The organism is Rhizobium sp. Rhizsp42 (assembly GCF_047304155.1).
GTDB lineage: Bacteria > Pseudomonadota > Alphaproteobacteria > Rhizobiales > Rhizobiaceae > Rhizobium.
Genome location: NZ_JBGLYS010000014.1, coordinates 125,067 through 141,516 on the forward strand (window position 1 = coordinate 125,067; position 16,450 = coordinate 141,516).

A 16,450-nucleotide genomic window follows, 5' to 3' on the forward strand; every position below is an offset into this window, starting at 1 on the left:
CCCCATTGCGCAATTCGTCTTATCGTTCCAATCTACGATGTAGAACGATCGTTCTAGTCGGGGCCATTTATGGCATGAATCGGCTTTCGCCGAAGAAACAACGTTCCAATTGCCCGTCGTAATTTGGAATATTCTCCGGGCGCTTGCGCCTCCGGTTGTGGCGCGCGTCCCGCGGATCAGGAGAGCGTCGGGTGCGCTTTGTCGGTGGTCGTAGCCGCTCAGGCGTCCGACATGAGATGGGCTGCGATCGACCGGGCGGTCGCGGCCGCTCCGGCCTCGCGCCGCAAGGCGGAACTTGCCAATGCGCCCTCGTAAAGCAGGAGCAGCTGCTCGGCGAGGGCGTCGTCGGGATTCGGCATCAGGCTGAGGAAGAAGCTCTTTAGAAAATCCTTGTGGCTGCGCGCCGCGCTCTGGATTTTCGCCGATTGCGGATTCTCGATCGCCGCTAGGAAGAAGGCGCAGCCACGGAAATTTTCCGCGCTGGTCTTCTGCTCGAGGTTCGAAAAGATATCGAGCGCCGCCTCCGGCCCTGTTCGATCTCCCACTACCTGCGCTAGCTGGTCGCGCACGGCTGCATCGCGCTGCTGCAGATAGGCGACGATCATCTCTTCCTTGCTTCCGAAGTGCCGGTAGAAGGTCACCCTCGTCGTCTGCAGATGCTTGATCAGCTCCGCCATGCCGACGAGGTAGGTGCCGTTGGCATAGAAAATGTCACCCAGCCGGGCGAGCAAGTCATCACGACTGGATTTGGTCTCGGAAGACATTTGAGCAGCCTGCGCGTCAGTTGAACGTCAACACGGCACTCTTGGAGTTGTCGCTCATTTCGGTCAATACCCGCAGGCGAGCGGATCGACGTTTGCTACCGCGTCATTTCTCAAGTCTGGAGCTTTTGGGCTCCGGCTCACATTTGCTGCTGTTACGGGCAACGCTTGGGCGTTGTCACGTTACGTTTGGGAGCCTGAGAAGAGCGTAGCGGTTTGGAACTTTCAGCCGATGGATGCCGCAATATTCGAGGCATTGATGGCTTTGAGGCGATGGTAGCGAATTGCTTGCGCGGCCCAGCGACTGGATGAGCCGAAAAACAATTAGGGGTGGCTGAATGCATAAAGACGAACCGTTGTAACGCGCCTGATGATCGGTGCCTCTGCATGGTTCGTTCCGGCTTTTTGAAATGGCAGATGACTATCTTTGGCCCGATTGTTGAGACCTCTGTGGAACCAGTGGTTAAACTGTCGTGGAGGCATTGGAAGGGATCCGCGAAGACTGCCAGACCAGCGTCGGCGTTTGGCGGAGGAGGAGGGTGCTTAAAAGCGTGCGTTCGGCGGGTGGACGCCGAAGAGACAGATCGATCCTCTGGATCGCTTCAAGGGGCTTTGGCTAATACGAATGTTCTGCGCCATTTTCACCTCGTGCCCGCTTCCTATGCTGTGGCATCCAGAGCGACGAGACGACACAACAAGAATTTGCGAGAGCACATCGAAACTCTTTCACTATGAATGAAGGGATGATGGATGCGTGAGATATTAGCCAGACGGTCAGTGTTTCTGAGGGCACGACAGAACGTCTTCTGAAGCGATGACCGAACCACCTTCGGATCGTCCGATGTGGCGCTGTGTGAACGCGATGCTTCCCAGGAAACGGCTGAAATCAGCCACCGTCACCGACTTAACTTGAGTGTCCATTGATGTGGCTGATGCGTTGGAACGGCCGTTCTGAGTGTCCGTTCGCAAATACTGGGCGAACCGTTCGCTTTGCTCGGAATTGCTGCCGCCTCGACCAATGCCGAACCTTTATCGAAGCCGAATACAAACGTCTTGACCTTGCTCAAAAATAATGGAATGAATATTTCATCTATGCAAGATTTCGGTCTATTTGTTTCATTAACGATGGCCGATCGATCGACTTCCTGGTGGGAGCCAGGAGTTCCGGCGTGAGGAGGGTGCAGCCGGACACCGTTTTATGGAGGAGAAAACATGAAAAAGCTTATCTTGGGCGCAACGATGATGCTCGCCTTGTCGACGGCAGCACACGCCGAAACCGTCGGCGTATCAATCGCCAAGTTCGACGACAACTTCCTGACGGTTCTGCGCAACGGCATGAGCGACTACGCCAAAACGCTCAACGGCGTCACGCTGCAGGTTGAAGACGCGCAAAACGACGTTTCGAAGCAGCAGAGCCAGATCCAGAATTTCATCGCTTCGAAGGTCGATGCCATCGTGGTCAATCCCGTCGATACCGATGCGACGGCCGCCATGTCGAAGCTTGCCGCGGATGCAGGCATCCCGCTCGTCTACGTGAACCGCCAGCCCGTTAACGTCGACACGCTGCCGGACAAGCAGGCATTTGTAGCGTCGAACGAGCAGGAATCCGGCACGCTGCAGACCAAGGAAATCTGCCGCATTCTCGGTGGCAAAGGCAAGGCCGTTGTTATCATGGGCGAGCTCTCCAACCAGGCCGCTCGCATGCGTACCCAGGACATCCATGACGTCATCAAGACTGACGAGTGCAAGGGCATTGAAATCGTCGAAGAGCAGACCGCCAACTGGGATCGCACCCAGGGTTCCGACCTGATGACCAACTGGCTGTCGAGTGGTGTCGAATTCGATGCTGTCATCTCCAACAACGACGAAATGGCGATCGGCGCCATCCAGGCGCTGAAGGCAGCTGGCAAGGACATGAAGAAGGTTGTTGTCGGCGGCATCGACGCTACGCAGGACGCTCTGGCTTCCATGCAGGCGGGTGATCTCGACGTGACGGTATTCCAGGACGCTGCCGGTCAGGGCAAAGGCTCGATCGACGCGGCGTTGAAGCTTGCCAAGGGTGAAAAGGTCGACAAGAAGGTTTACATTCCCTTCCAGCTTGTCACGCCTGAAAACGTCAAGGACTTCGCTTCCAAGAACTGATGCTGTTGCCTGTGTGCGGGGCATCCCCGCACACATCTACCGCAGTGGGATCAGGGAGGATTTGATATGGTGGTTAGTCCATCCACGATGGCGGCTGTGCGCGCCAGCGGAGCAGTGCCGAACGCCGAATTTCTTTTGAGTGCCGAAGGTGTCCGCAAGGAATTTCCGGGCGTCGTGGCGCTCGATGACGTGCAGTTTCGCCTGCGGCGTGGCACGGTTCATGCCTTGATGGGCGAAAATGGCGCGGGCAAGTCGACCTTGATGAAGATCCTGGCCGGCATCTATACGCCGGACAAGGGCCAGGTCTGTCTGAAGGGCATCGAGATCCAGTTGCGCTCGCCGCTTGATGCGCTGGAGAACGGCATCGCCATGATCCATCAGGAACTCAACCTGATGCCCTACATGACGGTGGCCGAAAACATCTGGATCCGCCGCGAACCAAAGAACCGCTTCGGATTCGTCGACCACGGCGCCATGCGCCAGATGACCGAAGAGCTGTTGAACCGACTGAATATAGCGATCGACCCCGAGATCCAGATCCGTGAGCTTTCAGTGGCCAGCCGCCAGATGGTCGAGATCGCCAAGGCCGTTTCCTACAAATCCGACGTGCTCATCATGGACGAGCCGACGTCGGCGCTTACCGAGCGGGAAGTCGCCCACCTGTTCCGCATCATCCGCGACCTGAAGGCGCAGGGGATCGGTATCGTCTACATTACGCATAAGATGAACGAGTTGTTCGAGATCGCCGACGAGTTCTCTGTGTTCCGAGATGGCAAGTACATTGGCACCCACGCGTCGACGGACGTAACACGCGACGACATCATCCGAATGATGGTCGGCCGCGAGATCACCCAGATGTTCCCCAAGGAAGAGGTTCCGATCGGCAACGTTGTCCTTTCCGTGAAGGATCTGAGTGATGGACGGTTCTTCCGCGACGTCTCCTTCGACGTGCGCGCAGGTGAGATTCTGGGCGTGGCTGGCCTGGTCGGCTCCGGCCGATCGAATGTCGCAGAGACGATCTTCGGCGTGACGCCGGCCAAGACCGGCACGATCGAGCTTTTCGGCGAAAGGGTGGACATCACCTCGCCGACGGTGGCGATCAAGCACCGCATGGCCTTTCTTACCGAGGACCGCAAGGATACGGGCTGTCTTCTCGTTCTCAACATTCTGGAGAACATGCAGATTGCTGTTCTTCAGGACAAGTTCGTCAAGGGCGGCTTCGTTCAGGAGAGCAAGATCGAAGAAGCCTGCGAGACCATGGCGCGCCAGCTGCGCGTAAAGACGCCCAATCTCTTCGAGCGCATTGAGAACCTGTCCGGCGGCAATCAGCAGAAGGCCCTGATCGGCCGCTGGATGCTCACCAACCCGAAGATCCTCATTCTCGACGAGCCGACCCGCGGCATCGACGTGGGCGCCAAGGCGGAAATCCACCGCCTGGTCACCGAGATGGCCCGCAACGGCGTGGCCGTGATCATGATCTCGTCGGAGATGCCCGAAGTGCTGGGCATGAGCGACCGCATCATGGTGATGCACGAGGGACGGGTGACCGGTTTTCTCAATCGAGACGAAGCAACGCAGATCAAGGTGATGGAACTCGCCGCGCAATAGCCGCCGCGATCTTCGATTATCTAAGGGAGGATTCCATGACAAACAATACAGCAGAGGCCGCCGGCCCGCTTTTGAAGAGCCCCAGGCGCCGTCGCGTACCGCCGGAGCTGAGCATCTTCCTCGTGCTCATCGGCATCGCGCTCGTGTACGAGGTTCTGGGCTGGATCTTCGTCGGGCAGAGCTTTCTGTTCAACTCGCAGCGCCTGACGATCATGATCCTGCAGGTGTCCGTCATCGGCATCATCGCCGTCGGCGTCACGCAGGTCATCATTACTGGGGGCATCGACCTGTCCTCAGGATCTGTCGTCGGCATGACAGCAATGATCGCCGCGAGTTTCGCGCAGGCCTCGACATGGTCGCGGGCTCTGTACCCAAGCCTGACTGATTTACCCTTCTTCATCCCGATCGGCGTCGGCCTGCTTATCGGCCTGGCCGCCGGCTACATCAACGGCCAGCTTATCGCCAAGACCAAAATCCCGCCGTTCATCGCCACGCTCGGCATGATGGTCTCGGCGCGCGGCATTTCCAAATGGTACACGAAGGGCCAGCCGGTTTCGGGCCTCACGGACCAGTTCAATTTCATTGGCACTGGGATATGGCCCGTCGTAGTCTTCCTCGTCGTGGCACTGATCTTTCACATTGCACTTCGCTATACCCGGTACGGCAAGTTCACCTATGCGATTGGTGCGAACGTTCAGGCCGCGCGAGTGTCGGGCATCAACATCGAAGCCCATCTGATCAAAGTCTATGCAATCGCTGGCTTGCTGGCGGGCCTTGCTGGCGTGGTCACTGCTGCTCGAGCCCAAACAGCGCAGGCAGGTATGGGCGTGATGTACGAACTCGATGCGATTGCGGCCACGGTTATTGGTGGAACCTCGCTGACCGGCGGTGTTGGCCGCATTACCGGGACTGTCATCGGCACCATTATCCTCGGCGTCATGACCTCTGGATTTACCTTCCTCAGGGTGGATGCCTACTACCAGGAAATCGTGAAGGGCCTCATCATTGTCGCTGCTGTTGTCATTGACGTCTATCGGCAGAAGAAGCGAGCGAAACATTGAGCGAGAATAACCGAGCGTAGCCCAAGGCGCTGGTCGTGCGGGGGCATTCCCCGCACGACGTATTTCAAGCAGCTGAAACGCGTTCGAACAAAAACTGGCGGCCGCGCCTCGTCGTACGCCGCGAAAGATCGGTCTAGTGCACTGAAGCCCTAAGGAAACCGCCATGAAACACCGTCTTTCAGCAAGCGAACCAAAAGATCTCCAGGAACTTAAGAACATGATCGCCGCGCGGGCTTGCGAGTTTCCGGAACAATCGGAGCGCGTTGCGCGCTTCGCATTAGAGAAGCCTGCTCTCATCGCCTTCGGGACGGCTCAATCGATTTCTTCGGCATGTTCCGTGGCACCCTCCACGGTGTTTCGGACGGCCAACGCCCTCGGTTTCACAAACTTCAGCGAGTTTCGGCGCTTCTTCAGGCAACATGTGTTGGCCAGTTCAGCGGCGCACGCAGTTTCTTCCTGAGGGATTTAGCCATATGCGGCGTCTCGCGCCGATCCATCGCATGAATGCGGACCGCCTTTCGGATTGCGATCCGATTACCAGAATTCTCAAACACAACACACGGAGCGCAAATGAAATCGTTGGGCGTCGGCTTGGTCGGCACGGGCTATATGGGCAAGTGCCACGCGCTTGCATGGAATGCGGTCAAGACCGTCTTCGGCGATGTCGAGCGTCCGCGCCTCGTGCATCTGGCCGAGGCGAACAAGGATCTCGCCGATGCGCGCGCCTCGGAATTCGGCTTTGAAAAGGCGACCGCAGACTGGCGCCAACTGATCGCCGACCCCGATGTCGATGTCGTCTCCGTCACCACGCCGAACCAGTTTCATCCCGAGATGGCGATTGCGGTGCTTGAAGCCGGTAAGCATGTCTGGTGCGAGAAGCCAATGGCGCCCGCCTTTGCTGATGCCGTGCGCATGCTGGATGCAGCCAGGCGCGCCGGCAAGGTGGCCGTGCTCGGCTACAACTATATCCAGAACCCTGTTATCCGCCACATCAAGGCGCTGATCGGCGAAGGCGCCATCGGCAAGGTCAATCACATCCGCGTCGAGATGGACGAGGACTTCATGGCCGATCCGGACGCGCTCTTTTATTGGAAGAGCGAATTGTCGGCGGGCTACGGCGCGCTCGACGACTTCGCTGTCCATCCTCTGTCCTTGCTCTGGTATCTCTTCGGCCATGTCGAGGCTGTCGTCACTGACATGGCCAAGCCCTATGCCGATCGCCCCACAAAGGACGGTGGACGGCGCCCGGTCGAGAATCACGACGCGGCCAATGTGCTGATGCGTCTTGGCGGCGGCATTTCCGCCGTGTTGATGGCCAACCGCGCCGCCTGGGGTCGAAAGGGAAGAATCGCGTTGCAGATATTCGGCTCGAAAGGCGCGATCACCTTCGACCAGGAGCGCATGAACGAATTCGAACTCTATCAGGCCGACGGCCGCGGCAGCGAGCAGGGTTTCCGCAAAATCCTGGCCGCACCCGCCCACCATCCCTATGACCGGTTCATTCCCGCGCCAGGTCACGGCCTTGGCTTCAACGATCTGAAGATCATCGAATGCCGCGAACTCATTCGTGCGATTTCCGGTGAGCCGTCGGTGATCGTCACATTCGAAGACGGTCTTAGGATAGAAAAGTCTGTTCACGCCATGGCAGAGTCCTATCACCAGCGCCGCTGGATCGAGATCGCCTGAGTGAAGGCTCTGGGGTGATGGGGTCTCGAGCTAGATGTTCTCCGGAATGTGAATGTCGAAGGGCAGAAAAACCTGGTCAGGAACGGCAGCGTCACGATCGCCGATCGCGGCGGTCATAAGACGCATGACCGCCGAGCACATCGCAGGAAGTGGAGTGCCAATCGCCATGGCAACCGTGCCATCGGCAAGTCCGGCCTTGCTGTCGGGCGTCAACTCATTGACGACGAGCGCTAATTTTCCGCTGAAACCTTCTTCCCGTACTGCTTCAATAGCGCCTTCCATACCGCCGCCGCAAGCGTAGAGGCCGACCAGATCGGGATGCCGATGCAACAGATCAACTGTTGCCTCATGAGTGATATCGGCTGCGTCGAGATTGACGAGCGTGTCGAGCACCTCGAACTCGGGCGCGTTTTCGCGCATATAGGAACGGAAGCCGACCTCGCGCAGCTCATGCCCGTGAAACCGATGACTGCCGACGAAAAGCGCAACCTTTCCCGCTTGCGCCGCCGTCTTTGCGACCGCCCAGGCTGCCGTCCGCCCGACTTTGCGGTTATCAACGCCGATGTAACCATCGCGCACGCCGGCAGCAAAATCGGACAAAAGGGCGAAGACCGGAATTCCCTTGTCTTTCAGTTCCTCGACAACTGTGGAAACAGCTGGATAGTCGGGGCCAACGAGCGCGACTGCTTGGTTTCGAGCCGCCAGCGCTTTCAACTTCTCGGTAATGGCCGCAGGAGTGCTGGCTTGAACGAAGTCCACTTCGGCTTGAATGCGTGCAGTCGTCACTGAGCGCGCGGCAACTTCGATCTCCTTCGCGAAGCTCTGATAAAAGGGTTGCATTGGCTTTTGCAAAAGGAAGCCCAGCCGGTGTCGGGGCAGATCTTCGAAGACTCTTTTTCGGATCAATCCTACGGCATGATAGCCGATTTCCTGGGCGGCATCATAAACCCGTCTTGCGGTCTCCTCGCGGACAGCGTGACGACCATTCAATACGCGGTCGACCGTTGCGACACTGACGCCGGAAGCCCGGGCTAGATCTGCGATTGTTGGACGGCCCATCGCTTGCTCCTGAGGTAATTTGTCATTCCTTCATCCAGCTTTATGATATTTTTTGATAGATAATAGCAAGGCTGCATTGAGCGGTTGGATAAGTCAATCTATCTTAAGCTTCACCGGCGGTTGGAGGCCGGCTTGGGAGGCGGAAATGACGACGAACGTGCCAAAGCGCGATTACAGCCTGCTTGGGCAAAGTGCCCGTACGGCAGTTGAAACCGGACTCGCTGCCGCGCAGTGGTATCACACAGACGTGCCGCGCAAGGATATGAAGGCGCTGATGCAGCGTTCCGACATGCCGGCAATTCGCGACACGGTCATCTGGCTGGGCAGCATGGTCATTCTTGGCGGGCTCGGGGCTTATTGCTGGGGATCCTGGCTCGCAGTACCGTTCTTCCTCGCCTATGGCGTACTCTACGGCTCGGCATCCGACAGCCGCTGGCACGAATGCGGCCATGGTACCGCCTTCAAAACGCGCTGGATGAACGACGTGGTCTACGAGATCGCCTGCTTCATGATCATGCGTAACCCGGTAACATGGCGCTGGAGCCATACCCGCCATCACACCGATACGGTTATTGTCGGTCGCGATCCCGAGATTGCCGTCATGCGGCCACCGGACCTTTTTCGGCTCGTTCTCAATGCCTTCGGCCTGCTCGATGCCTATCACGCGATGATCGACATGCTGCGCAACGCAGCCGGCATCATCAGTGCCGAGGAAAAGACCTTCGTACCTGAATCCGAGCAATCCCGCGCAATCCGCATCGCCCGTATCTGGCTCGTCATTTACCTTGCGACGATCGCAACCGCGCTGATCATGGGCTCCTGGTTGCCGCTGGTTCTGATCGGCCTTCCGAGGCTCTATGGCGCCTGGCACCACGTCATGACAGGGCTCCTGCAGCATGGCGGTCTAGCCGACAATGTCATCGACCATCGGCTGAACAGTCGTTCGGTTTACATGAACCCGATCAGCCGTTTCATTTACTGGAATATGAACTACCACGTCGAGCACCACATGTTCCCGATGGTGCCCTATCACGCGCTTCCCCGCCTCCACGCAATGATCAAGCATGATCTGCCGGCGCCAAACCCGTCCATGTGGTCTGGTTATCGCGAAATGATCCCGGCGTTCCTGCGTCAGTTGCGCAACGAGGACTATTTCCTGAAGCGCGAGCTGCCGGACAGCGCGCGGCCCTATCGCGAGGAGTTTCACGCCGAGCTTGCCCCGGCTGCACAGTAATCAGTCTACATGGGAGGAAAATCATGAGTGAGACCTGGATCGAAGTCTGCGCCAAGGACGATATCGACGAGGAGGACGTGCTTCGCTTCGACCACGCCGGCAGAACCTTTGCGGTGTATCGGAGCCCCGACGACGAGTTCTTCGCAACCGACGGCCTGTGTACCCATGAAAAAATTCATCTCGCCGACGGGCTGGTGATGGACGAGATCATCGAATGTCCGAAACACAATGGTCGCTTCAACTACAAGACTGGCGAGGCGAAAGGCGCGCCCGTCTGCGTCAATCTGAAGACCTATCCGGTCAAGGTCGAAGGCGATTCCGTCTTCATTTCGATCTGAGGGGCGACCATGTCCCATTTCGTGATTGTCGGCGCCGGAGAATGCGGCGCTCGAGCCGCATGGACGCTGCGGGAGAAGGGCTTTGACGGCGACATCACGCTGATCGGTAACGAGCCGCACGCTCCCTACGAGCGCCCGCCATTGTCCAAAGCAGCACTCGGGGATGGCCAACATCCAAAGTATGTCGCCGAGGAGCAACGCTACGCCGAGGAGCGCATTGCATTGCTTATCGGCGTCGCGGTGGAAGGGCTCGATGTCGGGGCGAGGCAGCTGACATTGTCCGATGCGCGAGTGCTTACCTATGACAAGCTGCTTATTGCAACTGGTGCCCGGCCGAGGCTCTTTCCGGGGGCGCCTGTGACGAGCCAGCATATCCGTTTGCTGCGGACCCATGGCGATGCAGTCGCACTGCGCGCCGCCATGCAGCCGGGCAAGCACATTGCGATTATTGGCGGTGGCTTCATCGGGCTCGAGCTGGCCGCGACAGCCCGCAAGCTCGGAGCGACGGTCACCGTGATCGAAGGACTTGAACGCGTGTTGAAGCGCGGCGTGCCCGAAGATATCGCCGCCGCCGCGACGGCACGCCACAGTGCTGAAGGCGTGGACGTGCGTTGCGGCGTCGCGATTGAGGCGCTCACCGAGGATGCGGGCAAGGCGCTTGTCCGTCTCAAAGGTGGCGACGTCATTCAGGCGGACCTCGTCCTGGTCGGGATCGGTGCGGTACCTAACACAGCGCTGGCGGAGCAGGCTGGACTCGCGATCGACAACGGGATTGCTGTCGATGAACAACTGCGGACGTCCGCGCCCGATGTGTATGCTGCCGGAGATTGCTGCTCGTTCCCGCTCGATCTTTATGGGGGTAAGCGAGTGCGTCTCGAATCCTGGCGCAATGCGCAGGAGCAGGGCGCGATGGCGGCGGTCAACATGATGGGAGGCGGCGAGACAATCTCCGCCGTGCCCTGGTTCTGGTCGGACCAGTACGACATGACGCTTCAGATCGCCGGCCTTGCTGAAGGCGCTGTCCAGCACCTACGCCGGGACATTGGGGACGGGGCCTTCATTCTCTTTCACCTCGATCAGGCCGGAAGGCTGATCGCCGCAAGCGGAATCGGCCCAGGAAACGCGGTGGCGCGCGACATCCGCCTTGCTGAGATGCTGATCGCTGTCCGCTCGCATCCCGATCCGCAAGCGCTCGTCAACGCCGGCGTCAAACTCAAATCCCTGCTGGCCGAGTGAGCGGCAATCGATCTTTGGAAAAGGACAATCCGATGAAGAAACACGGCCGGCCGACCGTAGCCGATCTCCTGTCGCTAAAAGGCAAACGTCAGCTCACCATGCTGCGCGTCACGACGCTAGATGAAGCTGAGGCCGCTCAGCAGGCCTCTGTGGATATCGTCTCTGTACCACCAGCTCTTCTTGGCCCGGCATTTCGCGAGGCCGCACCATCGCCTTTTGCGATCCCTGGTCTCGAGTACGGCGACTACGTGTCGGCCGAGGAGTATATGCGTGAGGCATTCATCGCCCTGAAGGCCGGTGGCGATGCGGTCTATTGTGCGGCGAGCCCGCGGATCATCCGCCGCATGCGCGAGGAAGGCATTCCTGTCTGCGGTCACGTTGGGCTCATACCGTCGAAAGCGACGTGGACCGGCGGCTTCCGGGCAGTGGGAAAGACCGCGCTGAGCGCGATCGAAATCTGGCGACAGACGAAAGCGCTTGAGGAGGCCGGTGCCTTCGCTGTCGAAATTGAGGTCGTTCCGGGTGATGTCGCCGCGATCATCAGCAATAACACGTCGATGCTCATGATCTCAATGGGGGCGGGCAGCGGCTGCGATGCGCAGTATCTATTCGCTGACGACGTGCTCGGTGCCAACCGCGATCACTATCCCCGCCATGCCAAGGTCTACCGCGACTTCGCGTCCGAGTATGATCTGCTGCAGCGCGAGCGGGTCGCTGCCTTCAGCGAGTTCGTGGCTGACGTTCAGTCCAGCGCATACCCGGACAAACGTCACCTCGTGTCGATAGACACGGACGAGCTGAAAGCCTTTCTCGCCCATGTTGAGAAGGATCTGGTCAAGACGGAAGACTGAGCGCCGTCAAATCGCTCTCTATTACAGTTCAGAGACATGGGAATAAAAATGACGACTTACGTATTGACGGTGGCCTGCAAATCTACACGCGGTATCGTTGCGGCGATTTCGACCTATCTGGCCGACAAGGGCTGCAATATCATCGACAGCTCGCAGTTCGATGACCTGTCGACAGGCATGTTCTTCACCCGCGTCAGCTTCATCTCCGAAGAGGGTGCGGCGCTTTCCGCGATCCGCGAAGGCTTCCAGCCGATCGCCGAGAAATTCGAGATGACCGCGGAAATTCATGACGGCGACCAGCGCATGAAGGTGTTGCTGATGGTTTCGCGCTTCGGCCATTGCTTGAACGACCTACTCTACCGCTGGAAGATCGGCGCGCTGCCGATCGATATCGTCGGCGTGGTGTCCAACCACTTCGATTATCAGAAGGTCGTGGTCAATCACGACATCCCTTTCCACCACATCAAGGTGACGAAGGAAAACAAGCCCGAGGCCGAAGCGCAGATCATGCAGATCGTCGAATCGACCGGTACGGAACTCGTCGTGCTCGCCCGCTACATGCAGGTGCTCTCGGACGCCATGTGCAAGAAGATGTCCGGCCGCATCATCAACATCCACCACTCCTTCCTGCCGTCTTTCAAGGGCGCCAACCCCTACAAGCAGGCCTATGAGCGTGGCGTGAAGCTGATCGGCGCCACCGCGCACTACGTCACCGCCGACCTCGACGAAGGCCCGATCATCGAGCAGGACACGGCGCGCATCACCCACGCGCAGTCGGCCGATGATTACGTCTCGATCGGCCGCGATGTCGAGAGCCAGGTGCTCGCCCGCGCCATCCACGCCCATATCCATCACCGTGTGTTCCTGAACGGCAACCGCACCGTGGTCTTCCCGGCAAGCCCGGGCAGCTACGCCTCCGAGCGCATGGGCTGAACGATGGCGACAGTAATCGACGGTAAACAGGTTGCAGCTTCGGTCATCGACACGGTGAAGGCGGCGACCGCGGCATTGGACAAGCAGAGCGGCGTTCAGGCCGGTCTCGTGGTCATCATCGTCGGCGACGATCCGGCAAGCCACGCTTACGTAGGCTCCAAGAGCAAGATGGCCAAGGAATGCGGCTTCAAGTCCGTGCAGCACACGCTGCCCGTCGAGACGACGCAGGAAGAACTGGCCGCGCTGGTAGCCTCGCTCAACGCCGATGACACGATCCACGGCATCCTCGTGCAGCTGCCGCTGCCCAAGCACCTGAATTCCGAGCCGATCATCCAGTCGATCCTGCCTGAAAAGGATGTCGATGGTCTTCACGTCGTCAACGCCGGCAAGCTGGCGGTCGGCGATCTCGAGACCGGCCTTGTTTCCTGTACGCCCGCCGGCGCCATGGTCTTCGTGCGCCGCACCCACGGCGAGGATCTCTCCGGCCTCAACGCCGTCGTGGTCGGCCGTTCTAATCTGTTCGGCAAGCCGATGGCGCAGCTTCTGCTCAACGCCAACGCCACGGTGACCATCGCGCATTCGAGAACAAAGGATCTACCGTCCGTTTGCCGCAACGCCGATATCCTGGTTGCCGCCGTCGGTCGTCCCGAGATGGTCAAGGCCGATTGGGTCAAACGCGGCGCCACCGTCATCGACGTCGGCATCAACCGTATCGCAGCGCCCGAAAAGGGTGAGGGCAAGACCCGCCTCGTGGGCGATGTCGCCTTCGCCGAGGCGGCCGAGGTCGCGGATGTCATTACGCCTGTTCCGGGTGGCGTCGGTCCGATGACCATTGCCATGCTGATGGCCAACACCGTGATTGCCGCGCACCGCGCCGCCGGTCAGGTAGCGCCCCGTTTCCGTTAGCGCGGTTTACTGGAGAGCTGTCGAGGTCATTCTCACTTCTGTGATCATTAGGCGCTCGTCGCAAGCGCAGGGCAAGGTCGTCTGGCGTTGAGCGCAGCAGACGTTAATTGCCAAGCCACCAAATCTCCTCATCGCGCCCGCTCCAGAACGCTGTCTGACTGTTCGCGCTCATTCTCGCGAGGCCTAAAGCCACGCCTGTCTGCAGGAACCCAGTTGACGCAATCGCCTCAAGACCTCAAAAAACGTGTTTCCGCGTTGACGAGGTGAACATCATGAGGCGAGTGAGAATTGAAGATATCGCTGAAGAGGCTGGCCTCAGCAAGGCGACCGTTGACCGTGTTGTGCACAAGCGTGGTCATGTCCGTGCCGAGACCGCCAGCAAAGTTGCCGAGGCGGCACACAGGCTGGGTTACTACGGCGCCAATCTCATTGATCAACAACTTGCGATCAAGCTCACCCGTGTGAGACTGGGGTTTGTCCTGATCAAGGAGAAGCAGGAGTTCTACCAGAATTTCAAAAATGAACTCGAAGCAGCTGCGATAGCACGGGAGGATGTGCGAGCGACGCCGCTCGTCCGTTTCGTATCATCGCAGTCGCCCTCCGACATGGCGGAAGCAATGCTCGCGATCGGAGAGCACACCGACGCGATAGCCTGTACCGCCGTCAATCATCACGCGGTCACGGCAGCCACCGAGACCTTGCGGCAAAGGGGCAAGCCTGTTTTCGCATTGCTGAACGACTTTGCCTCGGGCGCACGGGAGCACTACATCGGACTGGACAACCTCAAAGCAGGGAAGATTGCTGGATGGATGATTTCGACGGCGGCCCAGGGCCCCGGGAAGGTAGCCTTGTTTATGGGTAGCAACCGTTGGGTCGGTCACGAGTTGCGGGAGACAGGATTTCGATCTCAGTTTAGGCAATCCGGTACAGACTTGGCTCTGCTGGATTCCGTCATCAACCTCGAAACTCGCCAGCTTACCTATGAGACGACCCTCGCCCTTCTTGAACGCTATCCCGACCTGGCGGGCATCTGCGTTGCCGGAGGCGGCATGGAGGGTGCGATCGCGGCACTGCGCGAAATGCGTGAGCCCGGTGAGGTCGCGCTGGTTGTAAACGAAATTACGACGGTGAGCCGTGCGGCGCTGTCGGACGGCTACGCCACAATGGTCATCAGTACCCCATTGGCCGCTTTGTGCCGCGAGACAATCGAACTGATGGTTCGATCTGTCATAAACGGTCAGACACAGCAACTCGGTCAGCGCTTCCTGGAGCCCCAAATATATCTTCCGCCTTCAGTATAGTGTGTGAGGCGAAAACCTCACGGCCTCTTAGCCTCCACCTCACAGAAGACGTATTCCCGCGAGCGGCCATTGTTCTGGCATAGTGAATTTGTCATTGGACAGTCCATAGCCAGTTGGGAGGGCGGTTCGGTTCCGCCCGTGTGGATGGGAGAGGAGACTAGCTATGGAATGGGCGTTGAACCAAATGACGACACCTCACCTCAGCTACCAGGAATTCCTGGTGCTGGCTCGATCGCTGAATTGCGTCGGTGTCGAAGTCCGCAACGATTTGAAGCGGCCGCTTTTTGATGGGCTAGCGCCGGCGGAGGCAGGGCGGATCGCCCAGAACGAGGGACTGCGTCTTGTCGGTCTTTCCCAGGTCTATCCGTTTAACATCTGGTCGCCGGCGATCAAAAGTGAAGTGCGGGAACTTATCGCTGTCGCCAAGGCGGCGGGCGCCGAAACCATCAGCCTTATCCCCCGCAACGAGGGCCTGGATACCAACGAAGTGGAACGCAAGGCGCACCTTGCTGAAGCACTGCGCGAGATTTTGCCGCTCTTGGAGGACGCTGACATGACGGCGTTGGTGGAGCCGTTAGGCTTCCGTCGCTCGTCGCTGCGAAGCAAATCCGAGCTCGTGTCGGAGATCAACGCACTTGGCGCCAGCCACAGGTACAAGCTCGTGCACGACACTTTCCATCACGTGCTCGCCGACGGTGGCGCCATTTTCCCCGAGAACACCGGGATCGTCCATATCTCCGCCGTGGCTGATCCATCGCTGCGCGTGGACCAGATGGAAGACGAGCACCGATTGTTCGTGGGCGCCGACGACAGACTGGACAATGTTGGCCAGATCGCCGCACTCCTCGCAGCCGGCTACAAGGGTCCGATCTCTTACGAGTGCTTCTCGCCTTTAGTTCATGAAGTGAAAGATCCCTACCAGGACATCAAGGCGTCGATGGCGTTCATTGAGGCCGGAGTTGCCGCCAACGCGGCCGCATAAATCCAATGGGAGCCGGGTCGGTCTGCGAGAGCTCGAACCGACTTCGGCGATCCATTCGTTCCGACCGCGTGCGGTTATTTTTTAGGGAGGTTTTCATGACAGTCAGATTTGGTCTTCTCGGTGCCGGTCGTATCGGCAAGGTTCACGCCAAGGCAGTCAGCGGCGATGCCAATGCAAGGCTCGTGGCGGTTGCCGACGCCTTTCCGGAGGCGGCCAACGCCATTGCATCCGCTTATGGTTGCGACGTCCGCACCATCGAGGCGATCGAAGCCGCGAGCGACATCGACGCCGTCGTCATCTGCACGCCGACCGACACCCACGCCGACCTGATCGAGCGCTTCGCCCGCGCGGG

16 protein-coding genes are annotated in these 16,450 nt (G+C 59.0%); 14 read left to right on the forward strand and 2 right to left on the reverse strand.

Going from position 1 to position 16,450, the window contains the following annotated elements; genetic code table 11:
- Positions 1-218: 218 nt before the first annotated feature.
- Complete coding sequence (locus ACCD05_RS15635; RefSeq protein WP_112950544.1) at positions 219-764, reverse strand: TetR/AcrR family transcriptional regulator; 546 nt, start codon at positions 762-764, stop codon at positions 219-221.
- A 1,209-nt stretch (positions 765-1,973) separates the two neighbouring features.
- On the opposite strand from ACCD05_RS15635, the gene ACCD05_RS15640 reads away from it, so the two are divergent.
- From ACCD05_RS15640 to ACCD05_RS15660, 5 genes are all read left to right on the forward strand, one after another.
- Positions 1,974-2,903, forward strand: a complete 930-nt coding sequence (locus ACCD05_RS15640; protein WP_018897610.1) for a sugar ABC transporter substrate-binding protein — start codon at positions 1,974-1,976, stop codon at positions 2,901-2,903.
- A gap of 66 nt (positions 2,904-2,969) precedes the next feature.
- The gene (locus ACCD05_RS15645; RefSeq protein ID WP_112436978.1) at positions 2,970-4,511 is read left to right on the forward strand and encodes a sugar ABC transporter ATP-binding protein; all 1,542 of its coding nucleotides are present in this window, start codon (positions 2,970-2,972) and stop codon (positions 4,509-4,511) included.
- Positions 4,512-4,546: 35 nt separating this feature from the next.
- Positions 4,547-5,572: an ABC transporter permease gene (locus ACCD05_RS15650; RefSeq protein ID WP_018897612.1), complete on the forward strand. Its 1,026-nt coding sequence runs from the start codon at positions 4,547-4,549 to the stop codon at positions 5,570-5,572.
- A gap of 163 nt (positions 5,573-5,735) precedes the next feature.
- The gene (locus ACCD05_RS15655) at positions 5,736-6,032 is read left to right on the forward strand and encodes a MurR/RpiR family transcriptional regulator (protein WP_112436979.1); all 297 of its coding nucleotides are present in this window, start codon (positions 5,736-5,738) and stop codon (positions 6,030-6,032) included.
- A 110-nt stretch (positions 6,033-6,142) separates the two neighbouring features.
- Positions 6,143-7,258 (forward strand): Gfo/Idh/MocA family protein, encoded by a 1,116-nt coding sequence (locus ACCD05_RS15660; protein ID WP_112950545.1) that lies wholly within the window; start codon positions 6,143-6,145, stop codon positions 7,256-7,258.
- Between the two features lie 30 nt (positions 7,259-7,288).
- On the opposite strand, the gene ACCD05_RS15665 is transcribed toward ACCD05_RS15660, so the two are convergent.
- Positions 7,289-8,317, reverse strand: a complete 1,029-nt coding sequence (locus ACCD05_RS15665; protein ID WP_112950546.1) for a LacI family DNA-binding transcriptional regulator — start codon at positions 8,315-8,317, stop codon at positions 7,289-7,291.
- A gap of 145 nt (positions 8,318-8,462) precedes the next feature.
- Here ACCD05_RS15665 and ACCD05_RS15670 point away from each other — a divergent pair, with 145 nt between their 5' ends.
- The 9 genes from ACCD05_RS15670 to ACCD05_RS15710 all read left to right on the forward strand — a co-directional run.
- Positions 8,463-9,551 carry a fatty acid desaturase family protein gene (locus ACCD05_RS15670; protein ID WP_112437447.1) on the forward strand — a complete coding sequence of 363 codons (1,089 nt, stop codon included), beginning with the start codon at positions 8,463-8,465 and terminating at the stop codon, positions 9,549-9,551.
- Positions 9,552-9,574: 23 nt separating this feature from the next.
- On the forward strand, positions 9,575-9,889 hold the full coding sequence (locus ACCD05_RS15675; RefSeq protein ID WP_018897618.1) for a MocE family 2Fe-2S type ferredoxin: 315 nt from the start codon (positions 9,575-9,577) through the stop codon (positions 9,887-9,889).
- A gap of 9 nt (positions 9,890-9,898) precedes the next feature.
- Complete coding sequence (locus ACCD05_RS15680) at positions 9,899-11,125, forward strand: FAD-dependent oxidoreductase (protein WP_112437446.1); 1,227 nt, start codon at positions 9,899-9,901, stop codon at positions 11,123-11,125.
- 32 nt (positions 11,126-11,157) lie between these two features.
- On the forward strand, positions 11,158-11,976 hold the full coding sequence (locus ACCD05_RS15685; protein ID WP_112437448.1) for a 3-methyl-2-oxobutanoate hydroxymethyltransferase: 819 nt from the start codon (positions 11,158-11,160) through the stop codon (positions 11,974-11,976).
- A 48-nt stretch (positions 11,977-12,024) separates the two neighbouring features.
- Entirely contained in the window at positions 12,025-12,909 is an 885-nt protein-coding gene (gene purU, locus ACCD05_RS15690) for a formyltetrahydrofolate deformylase (RefSeq protein WP_112950547.1), read from the forward strand.
- A 3-nt stretch (positions 12,910-12,912) separates the two neighbouring features.
- A complete protein-coding gene (gene folD, locus ACCD05_RS15695) occupies positions 12,913-13,815 on the forward strand; it encodes a bifunctional methylenetetrahydrofolate dehydrogenase/methenyltetrahydrofolate cyclohydrolase FolD (RefSeq protein WP_112989652.1) in 903 nt (300 codons plus the stop codon).
- Between the two features lie 272 nt (positions 13,816-14,087).
- Complete coding sequence (locus ACCD05_RS15700) at positions 14,088-15,116, forward strand: LacI family DNA-binding transcriptional regulator (RefSeq protein ID WP_112989654.1); 1,029 nt, start codon at positions 14,088-14,090, stop codon at positions 15,114-15,116.
- Between the two features lie 184 nt (positions 15,117-15,300).
- Positions 15,301-16,098, forward strand: a complete 798-nt coding sequence (locus ACCD05_RS15705; RefSeq protein ID WP_413393788.1) for a TIM barrel protein — start codon at positions 15,301-15,303, stop codon at positions 16,096-16,098.
- A 95-nt stretch (positions 16,099-16,193) separates the two neighbouring features.
- A partial coding sequence (locus ACCD05_RS15710) for a Gfo/Idh/MocA family protein (protein ID WP_413393790.1) occupies positions 16,194-16,450 on the forward strand: 257 nt, incomplete at its 3' end.